Raw genomic sequence first — 19,158 nt, 5'->3', positions numbered from 1 at the left:
ATCTACGTCATGCCCGCAGTCAGCCTGTTTAAATCACCCAAGGGAAACCACTGCCGTGTCTATTTCTTCTTGTTAATGTTTGCCTCCACCTTAACAATTTCAGGATGTTCCTGATTGATGAGATAAACCTTATACTGTCCAATCATGTCTGGATAATTATGCCATACTGCCGCTGTTAAATGATCAAGAATATAAGATGCGCTATTTGCTTCCGTGTTGATTGACCCAAAGCCTTCAAATATCGTTTCATAGTTGGATGGATGTTCCGGAGCTAAACAAAATTTTGCACTTAAATCCGTAACTAGACACTTTAAAAGACTGTTATCCTTTCCTACTGGTCTGACCAGTCTAACTTTATAGTCGACATATTTATAGGTAAACACATCCGCGTTTGTTTTCCACAACTCGGGATTTCCATTGGTATCAGTGAATAGAGGGGTTTGATAGGTTCTCACAACCGTATCATCCTTTGTCGTGTCTCTATTTGTATCTATCAAGGCAATGACATTTGGATGACCATCATTCTTTGGATGCAACCCATCATTGACAACCCTATATCCCAATTCCTTCAGACGATCTTCTGTATATATTTTGGCAGCACCTTCATATAAAGCAGCTTGATCATACGTCAACCAATCCTTATCATCGCTTCGTGCCTTTTTAACCATTTCTTGAATTTTGTATGGCACAAGGACGGCGATGACATCATTTGTTTTGGATAGAGGGCTGGCTGTGCCCAGTCTATTATTTACAGGTGAATAATACTTCCCTGGTCCACAGGCTGAAAGAAGCAAGCATAGTCCAAATCCGTAAAGATAGTTAGATTTTGTCATTCTGGTTTCCTTTTTGTGAAGAGGCTTTCTGTCCCTGTGAACTGGTCATGGGTTTTAGCGGATTTCTGGACCTGCCATCCTGGTCACGGGGCTTTTTCACATGTTTGAGGTCCGGATTGCTTATATTTGGTGCATTCTGTTTCAATGCCGTCAGGCCACCCGCTGTCGCGTCAAGGGACATGTTGTCGCCAGAGGTCGCAATACCCGCCAGTGCTCCAGATCCCCCAACTATCACGTTCTGCGTCATGCCCGCAATCAGCTTGTTTAAATCATTCGTCTCATCATATGTCGGATTCTTTTGCGATGTTATTCCTTGTTTATTCTTACCCATGGATGTTCCAAGATTTTTTTTGAAGATTAACATCACCTTTTTGCTGTTTATTATTATTTTCTTTATTAATTGGCTTGAGAGGATTTTCCATTGGAGGAGCGATTTTGTCAGCAATTACCTGACCGATATTTGGCAGCTCTGTATTGACAGCATCAGCCGCGGCAACACCCGCAACCGTTGCGCCAACATCCCCGCCCCCAAGCGCAGCCCCTGTAATAGAGGCAATTCCAGAAGCCCCCATCTTCATTATGTCCCTGTCACTGATTTCACCAGATGGGGTGGCCGTTACATTCGTTCCCTTGCCGCCATTGGGCTTAAGGGCGTTCCCTGACTGCGCATGATTGTCCCGGTTGGGTTTCTTGTCATTGTATACCGTGTTGATAATAGCATCCGATATGGTGTTGATCGTCTGCGTAATTTCATTCTGTTTCTTGAAATTGCTGTCAATTTTATTTGCATCAAACCGATCAGCAAGATAACCATTGGCTGCATCTGGATCACGTGAGATAGTGCCCGTAATTGATCCCGCATTGATGGTTATATTGTCCCCTATGGCCGCTTCCGTCTTAGAATGCTCATTATGTGTGGTAATATTACCCGTAAAGCCGGGACCAACAACCTTGTTCAAAACATTGCCGGGCAATAGATTGTTTTCTTTCTCGTCAGTGGCTACACCGGCAACCGTATACTGGCTCTTGAGCGTTTCGGTTCCATTGACATTAAGTCCGCTCCAAATCGAATGGTTATCAAGACTGTTGCCAACCAACCTGTCTGTATTGATGACATTCTTCGAGACATCTGCAGTGCTAGTAATCGCCCCACCATTGATGGTGGTCGTTCCACCAACATTGATATCAAGTCCCCCGCTGCCAGCCTCAATTCCAGAAACATGCTTTTCCGTTGAGAGATAATTGTTGTGAATATCCTTGACACCACCCGTGATTGTATCTTGGGATTCAGGTATGTCAGGAGAGCTGCCTCCAGCCAAACCAAAACCCGCAAGGGGTATCCCGGCCTGCATTCCAAGTGATTTCGAATCACTGTCATACCTGTTACGGTTTTGCGGTGTGGTTATGTTCATGCTTCCCGTATTGATTGCTATGGATCCACTGGAGGTTTTTCCATCAAGAATTGAACCTTCTTCTGTAGGAATTTTATTGGTGATATGCGCACCATTTAAATTCAGGCTGCCGTTTTTATTATTAATAATTACGGAATGTTGTCCATTCACAATCGTATCGATTGCGGTCGTGCTGGAAGAATGCATATTGCTACCGCTCAATGCCATATTGGCGTTGATCATTGCGCTTCCGCCCCCCATACCGATATCAGCTGTGACCCCTACACCAAAAGATTTGCTTGATGTTTTCCTTTTGGCTCTGTCAGTGGCATGACCTGCATTCAGGTTGATATCCCTGCCGGCATTGAATATCACGTCATTGCCATTAATCGTTGCCGCCGTGGCATTAATATCATTTTTTGCATTGATGCTAACTTTTCCACCTGCCGATACAACTGATCCCGTATCCCTGGTTGATTCCGTTGTCAGATGAGATTTGTTGGAGGAATGACCAATCGAGGCATATGCACCAACCAAATTATAATTTGCAGCTGAACTGTTATTTTTATTCGCTTTATTAATTTTGTCTATTTCTTGGGGAGTCATATTGCCTTTAATGGCTTGATCTTTGATCCCTGCTTTACCCAAACCGGTATCTATACCGGCATAACCAGCTTTAATACCATTAGTTAATATTGTTGTCTTACTGGTAGAATTGGCTGCAGCCAGTCCCAAACCCGCCATACCTCCGGCTACGGATTTTGTGTCAACCCCTGCTGTTAGCCCTGTAAAGCTGTCCTTGTGTTTTTGATCCCCTTTTACAATATTCTGAACAGTATTAAAGTTCACTGTATCTCCAGACATATTGATATCTTTGTTTGCATATATCATTGACCCATTAACATTGATGTCTTTTGCAGCATTTGCGTTAACACTACCCTCAGTTGAATTTATCATTGATCCTTGCCAGAGAGTTGAGGAATTACGGTTTTGATCAGTAATTTTTTTATTACCTACTTGTACACTCATTCCGCTTGGATTGCTAAAGAAACCAGTCTTGTTGACATGATGATAAGTATAATCATCTGTTGTGGATTTTAATGCATTTTCAGTAATGTTATTCCCCGCATCAATATTGATATCCCGAGTGGATTCAATAATTCCTGCAATATTCACATCTTTGTTTGCAAATAAATTTGTCTCACCACCTGACAAAATATTTGATCCCATTTCTTTTGAATATGCATGCTTATCCTCGAACGAACTTGAATTGAAGGCACCTGATTTATGTCCCCTAACATCGGTGAGGCCCTTGTCCGTGATGGCGTCAATGGCTGTATTGGTGCCATTGAGATTGTCACTGTACCCATGATGCCGGTAATCGCACTCGCACCGCCAATGATCCCGGTATGGATCATGCCGCTGGGTATCTTGTCTATGTCCGTCGTATTGTCATATCCAAAAGAAAGAAGAATGCTTTATAAACTTATTGGGGAGTATCAGTAACTTTGGTGACCTGAAAAAAAGGCTGGCTGATCTGATGAATACGTTTTTTACCCAGCAAGTTGGGATATTGATACAATACTGATGAGGTCAAATGGTGTTCTATATAACCAGGACTAGGAGAATTTGTGGTCGTTGTACCTACCCCATAGAAAATTGTTTTATAACGTGTATCATCTTCCCAATATCCCTCAGGAAAAGTGCAAAAATTAGTACTCAAAGAGGAATTGTTGCATTGATAAAGGGGATTGTCTTTACCAATGGGTCTTACCAGTTTAATTCCATAAACTATTTTATTCATGGTGACTTCATCGACATGATTTGTCCACATGGTGGTTGCACCTGTGCTTGGATCACTTGAATATGGTTCGTCAGATATGAATCTTTGTGTATAGGTATCCAGAACTCTTGAATCTACCATTGCATATACGGTTGGCTTTCCTCCATGTGTCATGGCCTGTCTTTCATTACCCTGGCTATCAATCCAGTCTATTTTTTTAGATTTTCCACTATCACCAGAATGAAGGCCTGTATCAGTTAACTGATAGCCTAAATCTTGCAATCTCTCTTCCGTATCAAGTTTTGCCATACCAATCAAATCAGCCAACTTCATTCCATTTTCATATCCGTCAGGATCATCACTTCTTGCCTTGGCAACATATTTTTTAAGTCTATCCGATACTACGACCCTGATTACATCATCCGTTTTGGAGATGGGTTTCGCATCTCCCTTCCTATTCCAGATAGGAATGTAAAACTTGTCGATACAAGCTGTTAGAGATAAACACAGCATCATTAAACTTGCCAAAGAATAAAGTCTCATTTTGTATCCCCTTTCTTTTCAGTCCGTTCCGGGTTTCTGTCAGCCTGTTCGGCTTTGGGTTTCGGTCCCGCTTTACCGGCCGGCTTTTTGCCTTTGTTTTTACCCTTCTCGACCTTGGGTGCATTCTGGGCAAGTCCTGTCAGGCCACCCGTGATGGCGTCAATGGCTGTGTTGGTACCATTGAGATTGTCACTGCCACTCGTGATGCCGGTAATCGCACTCGCACCGCCAATGATCCCGGTATGGATCATGCCGCTGGCTATCTTGTTTATGTCCGTCGTGTCATCGTATCCATAAGAAAGAAGAATGCTTTATAAACTTATTGGGGAGTATCAGTGACTTTGGTTACCTGGAAGAAAGGCTGGCTGATTTGAATTACACGTTTTTTACCCAGCAAGTTTGGATATTGATACAATACCGATGAGGTCAAATGGTTTTCGATATAATCTGGATCCCGTGCAGTCGTGGTCATCGTACCTACACCATAAAAAATTGTTTCATAATGAGATTTATCATCCCAATAACTGTCAGGATAAGTGCAAAAATCAGTGCTTAAAGAAGAATTGTTGCATTGGTAAAGGGGATTGTCTTTACCAATGGGTCTTACCAGTTTAATTCCATAAACTATTCTATTTATGGTGACTTCATCGACATGATTTGTCCACATGGTGGTCGCACCTGTGCTTGGATCACTTGAATAGGGAACTTCAGATATCAATTCTTTTTTATAAGTATCTGCCACCTGAGAATCAACCAATGCAAATACGGTTGGTTTTCCTCCATGTGTCATGGCATACTGTCTATTACCCTGGCTATCAATCCAGTCTATTTTTTTTGATTTACCAATATCATTTTCTATATAGTGTGTATCTGTTAACTGATATCCCAAAGCCTGCAATCTTTCTTCCGTATCAAGTTTAGCCATACCAATATAAGCCCCTAATTTTGACCCATCCAACCAATCGGGATCATCACTTCGTGCTTTAACTATATATTTTTTAAGTCTATCCGATACAACGACCCTGATTACATCATCCGTTTTGGAAAGGGGTTTCGCAGTCCCCTTCTCATTCCATATAGGAATGTAAAACTTGTCGGTACAGGCGGTTAGAGATAAACACAGCATCATTAAACTTGCCAAAGAATAAAGTCTCATTTTGTATCCCCTTTCTTTTCAGTCCGTTCCGGGTTCCCGTCAGCCTGTCCGGCTTTGGGTTTCGACCCCGCTTTACCGGCCGGCTTTTTGCCCTTGTTTTTGCCCTTCTCAATTTTGGGTGCATTCTGGGCAAGACCTGTCAGGCCACCCGTGATGGCGTCAATGGCTGTGTTGGTGCCATTGAGATTGTCACTGCCACCCATGATGCCGGTAATCGCACTCGCACCGCCAATGATACCGGTATGGATCATGCCGCTGGCTATCTTGTTTATGTCCGTCGTGTCATCGTATTTTATATTATGTCCATTTATATTTTGTGTTTGTTGTTTTGACACATTATTGGATGTTTCTTTTGTATAATATTTTTCATTTTTATTCGTTGTTTTACCTCCTTGAACATTATTTTTAGGATCTAGGGGATTTATATCCTTTCCGAAAGGACCATCAGGGAAAAAGTGGTTATAGATGATGTTGCCAGCCAATCCACCCGCTGCACCCGCTGCCGTTGGCCCGACATTGCCACCCCCCATGATCGCCCCGCCAATCGAGGACGCGGCCCCGACTATCGCCGTGGCGTTCGCGCCATTGATCAGGGATTCATCAGGTTTCTTATTCAGGCCGATTTCTGAAAGCGCATGATTGAGATCCAGTTTGTCCTCTTCGTTTTTCACGTTCTCCGCACGCTTGTTCGCACTGACAACCGTGTCGACAATCATGTTGCCATACTTGTTCATGACCTCTGTCGCCTTGTTCTGGAGATTGAAATCATTGTTGATCTTGCCAGGATTGAACTTGTCCTCCATATAGCCGTTGGCCTCGTTGATATCATGCGAGAAATGACCGTTCACGCTGCCCGCGTTCACGGCGATATTGTCCCCGATCACGGATTCAGTCGTTGAATGCTTGTTGTGAACAATGCTGTTGCCCGATATCCTCGTGCCTGTTCCTTTCCCGAGTATGTTCCCTGGAATACTTATAACTTCAGTACCACCCTCAACCGTGCCAACCGTATCTATAGCGTATTTGGTATCAAGATTTTGTTTCATCTGGATATCGAAACCGCTCCATATCGAATGGTTCCTGACTGAATTGCCCTGCAGGCTTCCTGTGGTGATCTGGTTTCTGGAGGCATCGGCTGCACTGGTGATGGCGCCGGCTGTCAGGGTCGTGTCCCCCCTCACATTGACATTCAGCCCTCCCGTGCCGGCATAAATCCCGGACATCTCCTTTTCTGTTGACGCGTAATCATTGTCAATGACACGTATGTCCCCAAAGAGATCAACGTTAGTGTAGGGCGTGTCAGGCTTATTAAGTTTAAGAGGTTTTTCTGAGCTATCACCTTTATTTACTAAAGAAGTTTTATCATTAGACCCATTACTTGCCTGCTGATTTCCCTCACCAAAATTGTGATAGTCGCTAAGGGGTGTGCTGAACTCCATGCCAACCGTCTTGTTGTTGCTGTGATACCTGTTGACATTCTGCGGCGTTGCAATGGACATGCTGCCTGTGTTGATGGTGATGGAACCGTTGCTGGGTGTTCCCCTGGTGATTGTTCCATCCCCGTTTTTCACATCGGGATTTTTGTTGACAATCTGCGCCCCATTGAGGGCGAGCCTGCCGTTTTCATTATTGATGGTGACCGAGTTTGTTCCATTCACGACCGTGTCAATGGCCGTCCTGCCATAGGTCGTGGTTTTGCCCCAGCTCACCGATGCATCACCTCTCGCTCCAAACGCGAACCCGTGCGCTCCCACATTGGCATTCGCCCCTATATCCTCCCTGTTCCCGGAACTGGTCGTCTTGCTTCGACTGGTTCTGTATCCCGCATCCAGGCTGATATCCCGGCCCGCGTTGAATATCACGTCGTTCCCGCTGATACTGCTGGCCGTGGCATTGATATCCTTCACCGCATTCACACTCACTCTCTCTCCAGCCTTTATGGTCGATCCGGTATCCGTGATCGTCGTCGACGTCATGTGACTCTTATTCGATGAATGCGTGAAGGTCGCCGTGATCCCTATCAGGTTGTAGTCAACGGCTGTCGCCGCTCCATGGGCAAACGCTCCCGTCAGGATCCCGCTTTTACCCAATCCCGCGTTGAGACCCTGGCTCGCCATGTCCGCGGCGTTTAGCGCCTCCATTCTCTCATCCGTCGTGTTGGCCGCCGCAAAGCCCGTCTTCGCAAGGTTCGCCAGAAGGCCACTCGCACTCAGGCCTATCCCCGTAAAGCTGTCCTTATGTTTCTGGTCACCCTTGAAAACATCCTGGACCGCATTGAAATTCACTGAATCTCCGGACATATTGATATCCCTTCCCGCAATAACATTGGAACCGTTGATATTGATATCCTTGCCTGCATTCAGGTTGACATTACCCTCGGTTGAGATAATGTCACTGGCCGTATGCAGGGAATTGGATGTCGATTTTTTATCAGTGACGTTCTTTTGGCCAATTTGCACGCTCAATTGCGCCTCGTTCGTGAAGAAACCGAACTTCTTCGTCTGGTGATAATCATATGTATCGTTGGAATAGTTTAGCGCGTTCTCGGTTATATTGCCGCCAGCGTTGATATTAACATCATTTTTGGACGCGATAGCCCCTGCCAGGCTAACATCGTTTTTCGCAGAGATACCAATTTGTCCACCCGCAATGACAGCCGATCCAATATCATTGGTATAGGCTCTTTTTTCCTCGAACGAACTTGAATTGAATGCACCTGATTTATGTCCCCTAACATCGGTGAGGCCCTTGTCCGTGACGGCGTTCAGTCCGATATTTCCCGCGGATGACAGGGCTGCATCACCCCCGACATTCAGGGTGCTGCCCGCAAGGTTCAGGTCACCCCTTGTGGATTGCAGGATGGCGTTTCTACCGGCACTGACCATGGTTCCATAGTTCTTGTTCTGGTTACCGTTAAAGGCCAGCATTTCATGCTTTCCGTAACTGGCGCTGGAGGCGGCGGCATTCAGCTGTGCCGCACCGATATCGATCGAACCGGCCTGCATCGCCATATCGGATCCGGACTGGATGCTTCCACCTCGGCTGATGATGCTGTCACTCGCCTTGATCCCCATGGTTCCAGAGGCAAGGATCTTTCCCTGTGAACCAAGATAGGAGGACGTTCCCCCCTCAACAAGATAGTTGTTGATCGTGTCGCGGTTGATGATCGAGCCGTTCTGGGCATTAAGGGACATGTCCCCGCCCCTTATGGTTCCGCCATCATTGATGATGTTGCCATGTGTGCTGGTGAGCGCGATCGAGTGTGTCCCCTCCATCAGGCCGGAATTGAGAATGGAGCCGGCCTGGATGCCGACATCCTTGCCCACGATGGCAGCGCCGGATATCACCGCGGTTTTTGGTGAAAGATACAGCTGGGGAACCAGCACCTGTCTGCCATCAACCAGCGCGGGAACATACCAGACAATATCCTTCGCAAGTGAGGCCTGTTCCATCATTTCATTAACAATTTGAATTCCCGTCTAGCTGTTAAACTATTTTTTTTAATTAAAAGAATTTTAATTAAACAATTAATTATTTTTATAGAGTTTTAAAAATTTGCGAATACAAATCGGAATAATTACATATGTATATATACACATAAATATTAATAATAAATATAAATAGAATTGAAATAATATTGAATGTGTGAGAAAAAAAATTAATATTATTGTAAATGGAAAAAAAATAATAAATAAAAGACAAAAAAATACATCTTTTACAAAGAAAAAAATTAATAATAATAATAATGCATAAATATCAAGTAATATAAAAGGTAAACAATTATTAAAATTTCTTGATATATAAAAATCAAGCAATAAACTTAACTCAATAAATACTATTATATAAATTCTTATATAATTAATATTAATTATGAGATTATTCTCATTAATTATCGATATCACATTAATTAATATTAAACTTAATAAAGTTATTATATTTACAAATAATTTTATAACAAGTTTTTTATTGATATTTTTTTTAGAGAATATTAACATAATATTATTTTTTATTTAATATATTTTCATTTATAAATATTTTTATAATTTTATAAATACAAATTGGAACTATAATAATTGTATATATCCACATAATCAATAATGATATTGCTAATCCTAAAACAATAAAAATGGAATGATGATAAACGTCTGATGCCCACATAAGTAACGATATTAATGAAAATGGAAATATTATTGAATATATAAAAAAATTAAATATATTTTTAATTATAAAAAAAATAATTAAATATATTACTGTATATAATTCTAATAAAATATATGGTTTATAGTTTAAATAATTTTTTTTTAATAAAAAAATATTAAATATTAGACTTAGAATGATATATATTATTATTAATAATCTTATATATAAAATATTAATAATATATTCTGATTTAAAAAAAAATGGATTATTACATCTTAATAAAAGATATAAAATAAAAAAATTTATAATAATTTTACTTAATATTAAATAGTTTATTAATTGGAATTTTTCAATTTTTTGCATAATAGTATTACATTTTACCCTTACTTGTGATTAACATTATGAGACAATTGATCTTTGGTCTTATAATATTCATGGTTGGTTGCCCTATGTACAACTGTGGCAAAATGCAATCCACCAGAATTCAAGATGTTATAGGGATACAAGACACCCTGATCTTCTGGCACAGCTGAAATATATTCTGTTTTAGTTCCTGTTATGGGATCATTGATCGGTGAATGAGGAGGAATATTAACTGTAGTATCGATTGCTTTAGTGTTTGTAAGAAGTTCTGAAATGATATTTGCCGCTTGTATTGGTGCTGAAACACCACTTATCCCATTATTTATAATATAATTTGATCCATCTTGAAATAAATGTAAAAACTCTCCCTTAACATAGGTATTGTATGATGCATGAAATAACGGATCATTTACTGTAATGTCATTTAATCCTGCAGCATTCGATGTCACTGAACTTAATCCTGACGCTTCACCTGCCGCATTTGCCAATCCTCCACCAAGTGAATTTCCAGCAAGTATCGGTGATCTACCACCTATATTCTGGTATATTTGATTGAATTCTTTACCTATATTTTGAGCCGCACTATATTCTGGCGAACCAAGTCCCAATCCTTGTGTAAAATCCTCAATTCCTTCCCACATATTTGTTGTACCTTTAAAGATTATCATAGGCGGAGTCAACGGATTATCAGGATCATTAGGCAGATACATAACTGATTCTAAATTTGTTGATTTTCCAGTTTCCGGATTTTTGGGATGATACAACATTTTGCTCAAACCATCCTGACCATCTATTCCCATCTTTCTCAACTCCTCATCCGTGGGAACATGATATTCGTCAGGTGGCAGAGCATCCTTATTGATTTTTCCATTTGCATCATAATATCCCCTGCTTTTTTCTGGAAAACCATGCACATACCCATCTGCCGCATGGTCGGCAATTTCCTTTTCCTCCATTGTCTGAACCAGTTTTTCATATCCTCCTTTTTGTATAGCTTTTTTGACCACTCCCCATGCCGTATCATTATATTCATTTATTAAGGATGCAATAGATGCCCCGTTTAATGCTTCCGTGGCACCTCCAACTGCACTGCCTGCTGCCGCTCCCGCCCCCGTAGAGGCTGCATTGGTCAACAAATTGCCTATTGTTTCTGTTACAGCATTGTCACCATAATGATAGCCCAGATATTCCCCAAGTTTATTGCCAACAATACTTCCGGCCACCTTACCGGCAACTGTACTTGCAACAGCCGCTCCTGCGTTTCCACCAGTGACAGCGGCAATGGCGGCACTTCCTCCGGATTCAATTAGAATACGTCCGATATTATTTTTTGCATTCGTCTCGTCAAAACCCCATACACCGCTATTGTCCAGCCTGTCAGACACCTGTCCCATCACCTCACCAACAAGCTGCATTCCCGTCTGGCTGTTTTGCAATTCATTGGCAAGCCTGTTCGCATCAAACCGATTCTTTATATGACCATTTGCCTCATCCACGCTGGTGGCATACTGGCCGGTCACACTACCGGCATGTACCGTTATGTTATCTGATATGGCTGACTGACTGATGCTTTGTTCAGCATGTTTTCTCTGCGTTCCGCTGATCAGACCAGAATTTGCGGCAATATTGCTGCCAATATAGCCAAGGGGACCCAAGCTTCCTCCAAGTCCTGCACCTCCAAGGCTTAATCCGCCTCCTGTAGCCGTCGCTTTCCATCTGGATTGATTGCTTTCACTTTCAGCGACCAGTCTTCCTGTATCAAAATGGTTTTTGGACTGGGCTGCCGTGCTGCTGATTACACCCGCCTTTAGATGCGTTGTATCCCCAACATGGATATCCACCCCTTCTTTGCCAGCGTAAATGCCAGAAAGCTGTTTTCCTGTGCTTTGATAATTATCCCTGATCTTTTGATTGCCATAGCTGACACCTCCAGCAGCTGATCCCGCACCAAGTGGTATTTTGATGCTGGCTCCGGCCTGGCTCGAGTTGCTCTTATAATGAGAGATGTCCTGAGGGGTTACAACATCAAGATTGCCTGTATTGACACCGACATGATCGCCAGATACCGTCGCACCGTTGATCGTCGTTTTGCCAGAAGCATTGATTTTTACATCATTGGAGGCTGTAACCGTGGTGTTCACTGATGTCAAGCTATTCCCCTGGGCATGTTGGGAGGATCCCTGACCATTGGCACCAAGTGATAATCCTGCACTACCTATCTCTATACCAGCCCCTCCTCCATAACTGTGACTTTTGCTATATTCATGCGTCGTGTCCCAGCCAGATTGCAATATTACATCATTGCCAGTCAGGGATACGTTATTACCGGCAAGATGGGCTGCCGTTGCAGTTAAATCACCATTATGAACATCCGCCCTGTTATCCCCACGAGCCACAACATTGAGTTCATTACCGGCAACAGCTGAGGATCCAACCACATTGCTTTGTGAATATTCGCTGTATGATTTGCCAACATTAAATCCAAGTGCTGCAGTTCCAGAGATCAAACCTCCTCCAGTGCTGTTTCCATTCGTTGCAAGGGCATTGCCAACTACATATCCGCCCTGCATCGCATTCAGGGTTCTGCCAGCCGCACTACCCTTGCCGTGCATGTCAGAGGCTGACTGTCCTGAACGAGCCGCTTGGCCAGCCGCCGAATCCCCGGACAATCCTACACTTAAGCCCGCAAATACCGATGATCTTTTATGCGTTTCTTCTACTGTATTGTTCACTGTATTGAAATTTACTGATGATCCACTGATGTTAAGATCATTGCCAGCACTTAAATCAGTTCCCGTAAAGGTTGATGATCCCCCAGATACAAGATTCAAGTCATGACCAGCACTGATTTCACTTGGTGTCCAATGAACTGTTTTGCTGGTATCTGTCTGCTTCATTGAGTGATAGCCAATTGATGCCATACCCCCGTTGAAACTTGCCCCCAATCCAGACTTGCTTTCATGATGATAATTGCTTGTCGTATCCTTAAGTGCGGTGGTGGCTATATTATTACCGGCAACAAGATTAACGTCTTCCTTGCCTGTAACTGTACCAGCTACATTCAGATCATGACCTGCAGAAATACTGATGTTTTTTCCTGCCCCAACAAGAGTTCCTATTTCTTCACTTTGTTGAGGAATATCCTTAAGATTTTCCTTTTGCAATAACCCAGAACTTTTATGTTCGGCATAAGAATATACGGTATTGGTAACAGTTCCAAGATTTACATCATGACCTGCAGCAAGAGTTGTGTTTTCTCCTGATAAAATGACCGAACCAGCAGTGTTAATATCATGGGTTGCACCCATGCTAATATTTCCATTGGCAATGACATTACTGCTGATTGCTTCAGAATAATTTCTCTTATCCTCGAACGAACTTGAATTGAATGCACCTGATTTATGTCCCCTAACATCGGTGAGGCCCTTGTCCGTGACGGCGTTCAGTCCGATATTTCCCGCGGATGACAGGGCTGCATCACCCCCGACATTCAGGGTGCTGCCCGCAAGGTTCAGGTCACCCCTTGTGGATTGCAGGATGGCGTTTCTACCGGCACTGACCATGGTTCCATAGTTCTTGTTCTGGTTACCGTTAAAGGCCAGCATTTCATGCTTTCCGTAACTGGCGCTGGAGGCGGCGGCATTCAGCTGTGCCGCACCGATATCGATCGAACCGGCCTGCATCGCCATATCGGATCCGGACTGGATGCTTCCACCTCGGCTGATGATGCTGTCACTCGCCTTGATCCCCATGGTTCCAGAGGCAAGGATCTTTCCCTGTGAACCAAGATAGGAGGACGTTCCCCCCTCAACAAGATAGTTGTTGATCGTGTCGCGGTTGATGATCGAGCCGTTCTGGGCATTAAGGGACATGTCCCCGCCCCTTATGGTTCCGCCATCATTGATGATGTTGCCATGTGTGCTGGTGAGCGCGATCGAGTGTGTCCCCTCCATCAGGCCGGAATTGAGAATGGAGCCGGCCTGGATGCCGACATCCTTGCCCACGATGGCAGCGCCGGATATCACCGCGGTTTTTGGTGAAAGATACAGCTGGGGAACCAGTACCTGTCTGCCATCAACCAGCGCGGGAACATACCAGACAATATCCTTCGCAAGTGAGGCCTGTTGCTCCTTTGTCAAGGCGGTGCCGAATTTGAACCCGTGCTGGTCGGCCTCATCGGTCGCATTGTCGAGGAGTTCCTTCATCATATCAGCGGCATTGTTATAGGTTCCACCGACAAAGCTGTGCCCTGTGGCCTGAAGATATTGCTGCTGTATATAGTTGCTGTCAAACCCTGCATCCCCCAGGAACATATATGAGCCGGCAATATTCAGGTGATCCAGCAGATATTGCGACCCATAGAATTTCTGCAAGGATGTATATTGTGGGCGGGTTTCAATAAGATAGCTTGATCCCTCCGGCACGCCACTTGTATTGACCTTACCCTGCTGGGTGGCAGCTTCACTGATTTTGCCCGCATCGTTTATATTTACCGCCCGCCCTACCTTGGCTGGGGCTGTACCGGGTTTGGCAAGACTTTCATTATTGCTGATATTGTCAATATTACTGTTTCCATTAACATTGATATTACCAATTGTTTTATTACTATTAATATTGCTGTTACCGTTACCATTAATATTAATATTACCATTCGTTTTATTATTAATGATATTGCCGTTATCGATACTGTGAATGTTTCCACCGGTTATTTCACCAATACTGGCGGTGTCATTGCCCTTAATATCCGGATTAGGCCTGAACAAAGCGTGTCCACCGGCAATGGATGAGAGTATATCGTCAACACTTGCAGAAACTCCCTGATAATTAAAACCTGGAAGATGGACATGCAAACCCGGATCAATTCCCTCGGGATTGCCTACCCCACCATATCCTGGAAGCGTGGTGTTTTGACCGTTTACCCCTTTTCCACTTGATGAATTATTGACCAGATTACCTTCTCCAGGCCCATTCAATCCGTTTCTGCCCGTTTCACTCTGGACAGATGTCAATTGTTTTCCCGAGGGAAGGCTTGGATTGACCGTGACATAGTCATCAGGAGATGCATGTATCTTGATTGTCCGGTTATTAACCTGATTGGCCACTATCCCTATCAGGGTTCCACCTGCCATAATCGTGCCGCTCAATCCGGGGTTATATGAACTATCCCCCCATACATATGCAATATTTTTATTGTTACCATCTAATGGAGGTGGATGTGAGTAAGGAGGATTGGCTGCATTGGCTGGATCTTTTGGATATAGGGATCGGCAAAGTTTACCATTGTGACATACCAGTTTAAAAGTTATATCATCTTTATACCCGATATTGTCCAGGGATGACGCATTCAGGGTCATATCATGACCCGCTTCCAAATGGCTTACATCATTGACAATCTTTCCGGAAGTTTCAATGATCAAGTCATGACCGGCCGTAACAATGGCTGAACTGCCTTTCAAGGTTGTTCTTGTTCCAGTTTCCGTCACCTCAATCCTGGCTTTTGGATTACCCCTACCTTGGGATAGAAACATGTAAAAATAACCACTTGCTGGGGTCCCATCCGCTTTGTACATATCTTTGGGAGCGTAAACCTTGATCATTTTTACATTACCCTTCCAAAAATATTTGTATAAATTGCTATCCCCACCCCAGCCACTTGTATTTAAGTCTTCCTCAAGGGCTATCTGTTTGTTGGATTTTCCGTATCCTTCCTGTCCTTCATCGTTAATCGCTTTATCATAGATAGTAGTGCTGTCAATTGTTTCCGTAACAAGTTTCCCGGTATAGCTGTTGGTAAAAGAGGCGGCCTTGATTGCAATATCCCCATTGGCGCTCTGTGTACGAATTAACCCTCCCTTGTTGATTATATCCCCATCAACATCCATGGCGATAGATCCCAAATCCGACTGGATAACCCCATAATTATTCAGCGTGTTTTGTCCATTATTGCCTTTAATGTTGATTGTCAGGTTGTTTCCGCTACTTAATAATCCAGATTGATTGTTTTGAAGCGAGGTCCCATCCAAGACCAATCCATTCATGGCCAATATGACACCATTATTTATGATGTTTCTTGCCGTGACATGAATATCGCCATTAGAGGTAATCCCACCATCCTGTCCGGCTTCATAATCTCCATGAATATCGAGATTAACCAGACCACCTTCATTTGCTCCCCTTAACGCCCCGAAGATAATACTGTTATTTTTTAAATCCCCTTCAATTGTTGCATTCAGTGCGGCAGCAGAAAGAATCTGGCCGGTGGATGAAAGTCCATTGCTTAGGACGTGCATATCTATATTACCTGAAGATTGTATAATACCGTTCTCATTCAGGTTCAAAAAGGATAGTGCCTGATTTTGCCGGTTAGCAGCAAGAACCATATTCCCTTTAACATTTTCATCAGTAGCTTGCTGCGTTATTATCATTCCACCCTGATTGTTTATATTATTGGCATAAAGGTTCATTCCTGTTGCAGCTTGCAAAGTTCCTTTGTAATTGTTTAATTCATTTAATCCGTTTCCATTTTGATTTTGCGCAATCGTCGTGCCACCATTTGTACTGATAATTACTCCCTCAGAATTATCCAAAGATGGTGTAAAAATCTGGATATTTTGTTTTGCTTGCAACCATCCTTTATTATTTAGAGCTTGCAAAGCAATCAGATCTGCTGTGCCATTTGAGGTGAGAACCTGCCCATATCTGTCCAATGTTACACGAGGCGCAACAAGCGATAATGTTCCTGTGTCTGATCCGATTTGACCATGGGCTTGATTGTGAATAGCCGTATTGGAGTTAAGAACTAAACCTTTAGAGCCATATAAATAACCGTTTTCAAGATTATTGATATCTGCCGAACTATTAGCAACAAGTTGACCTCCTGCAAGAATAAGCCCCTGATTATTTAAAGCGGAAGCAGAAAGCGTTATATTTCCTTGTTTATAGGCAGTAATCTCTCCATTATTTTGATTTGATAACAAAGAATCAGCTTGTAAATTTATATCCGAATTGGAATATATTCTGCCATTATCATTCACAAACGTATTGGCGAATACAGAGATATTCCCTGACGTATCAGTATTTTGAACGATTCCTTGATTTTTCAAATATCCTTTCTGAATATTTAAAATAATAGAACCTTGATCTGCACTGATCATTCCGCTTTGAGTGTTAACCAGGTTAGATGCAGACAGATTTATACCTCTTCCACCCCATAAATTCCCTTGATTTACAAAATCAGAACCAATTGTAAGTGATAATAATCCATTAGAAAGAATCTTGCTTTCTTCAGAATTTTCAAGATGATTGGTAGCAAGATCAATATCACCAAAAGACTGAACCGTTCCTTTTTCATTTAAAAACTGTTCCAGCGCAAGAGCGGAAGATCCTTGATTGATACGGATATTTCCTTTTTGACTGGTCAATACACCATTATTGTTATTCAATTGTTTAGCTGCAATTGAAAGATCACTGAAAGCCTGTATATTCCCCTGATTGTTGTCAATTATATTAACTGGAACACTTTCCTGAACAGTCGATCCTCTTCCTTGCAATATTGTATTCGCATTTGTTGATAAAATGACACCATCAAGATTATTATCAATCCTGTCGGCAATAAGATTGACAGTATCTTTTCCCTGGATCCATCCTCCTTCATTATCTATAACCTGTGAAGATATCTGAACAGTGTCACCAATTAATGAACCAGAAGCAAGCTTTTCATTATTAAAGGAAATTCCAGAATGGGTTGTTTGATTACCTGTTCGCTCTGATGTTTGGATATTTAATGAGCGAACAGCAGATACATACCCGTTATTTTCCAGAACGGAGGCAATAAGCTGTAAATTCTGATGACCAATCAAGATTCCTGCATTGTTAAACTTTGAAGAGAAAACCGTCAGGTCACCTCCCTGAACAAGAATTTGACCAACATGATCTTGGTTAATCCGATTTATGAACTGCTGATTAGCCTTTAAAGTGGCTTTCCCTTTTGCAAAAACGATGCCCTCATTAATCATGTTTAGGCTATTTAGTAAAAGATGACTGTCCACAGCATTTGTTTGAATATTTCCCAGATTAAATAATCCCTGTTGCCCCATCACAGTCAGGTTCAGATCATTATTATCGGTATAAATCAATCCTGAAATTCCGTTTATTAAGGAATTAGAAGTTAAATCCATTCCAGAACCTGCTGCAATCTGGCCATTATTACCAACATTACCAGTATAGGTAGAGTGAATTTGCTTTTGTGCTGTCAATAAAGCCATATCATCACCTTGATAGGCAGCAGCATTGATTATTATATTACCATTTGCCTGAATTTTGCCTGTATTTGTAATTGATGACAAAGTAGGGATAAGTTGTGAGGGTATAATAGCCAAATCACCATCTAGCGCCAGAATATTTCCTGAATTATCTAAAAAAGATGTTGATAACGTTAATCCCTTACTGGCTTGCAGAAATCCTCCATTACTTATTTTGTCAGAGACATTTAAATGTAAATTATCATCACTTAAAATTTGTCCATTGTCATTTTGCAGGGTTTTAGCCGTCAGCTGCATGATCTTTCCAGACTGAATTACGCCTGAATATTGACCCATAGAATGGTTGATAACATCTCCACCCAGTGTCAGGGTAACCGCTTTTGATCCATTGATTATCCCTGTATTATTAAGAGAATTTGCTGCAATGTTAATGTCACCTTCTGACTGGATCATTCCACCATTTAAAGTATTATCTGTATCGGAAAGAGAACCTTCATTAGTTAAAAGATTGCCTATTAATAATTGCGTTGCTGTTTTACCGAATATAGAACCTGAATTGGACAGAGAAGATGCCGATAAAGTTAAATAACCCTTAGAACTGTAAAGACTTCCCGCATTGAGAAGGCTATTGGCGATGGCAAGTGTTCCATCCCCGTTCAAGCTGCTAATGGAGGCATCCCTGTTATTC

Annotated in this window: 11 protein-coding genes; 2 read left to right on the top strand and 9 right to left on the bottom strand. The window is 42.4% G+C overall.

What is annotated here, in order from left to right; genetic code table 11:
• Positions 1-59 precede the first annotated feature (59 nt).
• Genes H3T46_RS01410 through H3T46_RS01400 form a run of 3 tightly spaced genes read right to left on the bottom strand, consistent with a single transcriptional unit; the run spans position 60 to position 3,547 of the window.
• Entirely contained in the window at positions 60-833 is a 774-nt protein-coding gene (locus tag H3T46_RS01410) for a hypothetical protein (RefSeq protein WP_198197205.1), read from the bottom strand.
• Positions 820-1,164, bottom strand: a complete 345-nt coding sequence (locus tag H3T46_RS01405) for a hypothetical protein (protein ID WP_198197204.1) — start codon at positions 1,162-1,164, stop codon at positions 820-822. Before H3T46_RS01405 ends, H3T46_RS01410 begins: the two co-directional genes overlap by 14 nt.
• Complete coding sequence (locus H3T46_RS01400) at positions 1,157-3,547, bottom strand: hemagglutinin repeat-containing protein (protein ID WP_370552770.1); 2,391 nt, start codon at positions 3,545-3,547, stop codon at positions 1,157-1,159. Before H3T46_RS01400 ends, H3T46_RS01405 begins: the two co-directional genes overlap by 8 nt.
• Between H3T46_RS01400 and H3T46_RS01395 the strand changes: the two genes are divergently transcribed.
• Complete coding sequence (locus H3T46_RS01395; protein WP_198197202.1) at positions 3,512-3,730, top strand: hypothetical protein; 219 nt, start codon at positions 3,512-3,514, stop codon at positions 3,728-3,730. The genes H3T46_RS01400 and H3T46_RS01395 overlap by 36 nt on opposite strands.
• Here the strand turns inward: H3T46_RS01395 and H3T46_RS01390 are convergent.
• From H3T46_RS01390 to H3T46_RS01370, 5 genes are all read right to left on the bottom strand, one after another.
• Positions 3,711-4,550, bottom strand: a complete 840-nt coding sequence (locus H3T46_RS01390; RefSeq protein ID WP_198197201.1) for a hypothetical protein — start codon at positions 4,548-4,550, stop codon at positions 3,711-3,713. The two genes, H3T46_RS01395 and H3T46_RS01390, sit on opposite strands and share 20 nt — an antisense overlap.
• The gene (locus tag H3T46_RS01385) at positions 4,547-4,801 is read right to left on the bottom strand and encodes a hypothetical protein (protein ID WP_198197200.1); all 255 of its coding nucleotides are present in this window, start codon (positions 4,799-4,801) and stop codon (positions 4,547-4,549) included. The genes H3T46_RS01390 and H3T46_RS01385 overlap by 4 nt, the downstream gene beginning before the upstream one ends.
• Positions 4,802-4,869: 68 nt before the next feature.
• On the bottom strand, positions 4,870-5,706 hold the full coding sequence (locus H3T46_RS01380; protein ID WP_198197199.1) for a hypothetical protein: 837 nt from the start codon (positions 5,704-5,706) through the stop codon (positions 4,870-4,872).
• A complete protein-coding gene (locus tag H3T46_RS01375) occupies positions 5,703-8,717 on the bottom strand; it encodes a hemagglutinin repeat-containing protein (protein ID WP_198197198.1) in 3,015 nt (1,004 codons plus the stop codon). Before H3T46_RS01375 ends, H3T46_RS01380 begins: the two co-directional genes overlap by 4 nt.
• Positions 8,672-8,890, bottom strand: coding sequence for a hypothetical protein (locus tag H3T46_RS01370; protein WP_198197197.1), 219 nt, complete (start codon positions 8,888-8,890; stop codon positions 8,672-8,674). The genes H3T46_RS01375 and H3T46_RS01370 overlap by 46 nt, the downstream gene beginning before the upstream one ends.
• Before the next feature lie 62 nt (positions 8,891-8,952).
• On the opposite strand from H3T46_RS01370, the gene H3T46_RS01365 reads away from it, so the two are divergent.
• On the top strand, positions 8,953-9,177 hold the full coding sequence (locus H3T46_RS01365) for a hypothetical protein (protein WP_198197196.1): 225 nt from the start codon (positions 8,953-8,955) through the stop codon (positions 9,175-9,177).
• Between the two features lie 1,052 nt (positions 9,178-10,229).
• Here H3T46_RS01365 and H3T46_RS01360 read toward each other — a convergent pair.
• Entirely contained in the window at positions 10,230-19,130 is an 8,901-nt protein-coding gene (locus H3T46_RS01360) for a hemagglutinin repeat-containing protein (protein ID WP_232349955.1), read from the bottom strand.
• Positions 19,131-19,158: the final 28 nt, after the last annotated feature.

The sequence above is a fragment of the Commensalibacter sp. M0133 genome (assembly GCF_016101485.1).
In the GTDB taxonomy this organism is placed as follows: Bacteria; Pseudomonadota; Alphaproteobacteria; order Acetobacterales; family Acetobacteraceae; genus Commensalibacter; species Commensalibacter melissae.
This window is presented reverse-complemented; position numbering and strand designations above follow the sequence as displayed.

What these genes read in the sequence shown, in the direction of transcription:
- H3T46_RS01410 (WP_198197205.1), bottom strand. Translation starts at nt 833, where the DNA reads ATGACAAAATCTAACTATCTTTACGGATTTGGACTATGCTTGCTTCTT.
- H3T46_RS01405 (WP_198197204.1), bottom strand. Translation starts at nt 1,164, where the DNA reads ATGGGTAAGAATAAACAAGGAATAACATCGCAAAAGAATCCGACATAT.
- H3T46_RS01395 (WP_198197202.1), top strand. Translation starts at nt 3,512, where the DNA reads ATGTCCCCTAACATCGGTGAGGCCCTTGTCCGTGATGGCGTCAATGGC.
- H3T46_RS01390 (WP_198197201.1), bottom strand. Translation starts at nt 4,550, where the DNA reads ATGAGACTTTATTCTTTGGCAAGTTTAATGATGCTGTGTTTATCTCTA.
- H3T46_RS01385 (WP_198197200.1), bottom strand. Translation starts at nt 4,801, where the DNA reads ATGATCCATACCGGGATCATTGGCGGTGCGAGTGCGATTACCGGCATC.
- H3T46_RS01380 (WP_198197199.1), bottom strand. Translation starts at nt 5,706, where the DNA reads ATGAGACTTTATTCTTTGGCAAGTTTAATGATGCTGTGTTTATCTCTA.
- H3T46_RS01375 (WP_198197198.1), bottom strand. Translation starts at nt 8,717, where the DNA reads ATGGCGATGCAGGCCGGTTCGATCGATATCGGTGCGGCACAGCTGAAT.
- H3T46_RS01370 (WP_198197197.1), bottom strand. Translation starts at nt 8,890, where the DNA reads ATGCCCAGAACGGCTCGATCATCAACCGCGACACGATCAACAACTATC.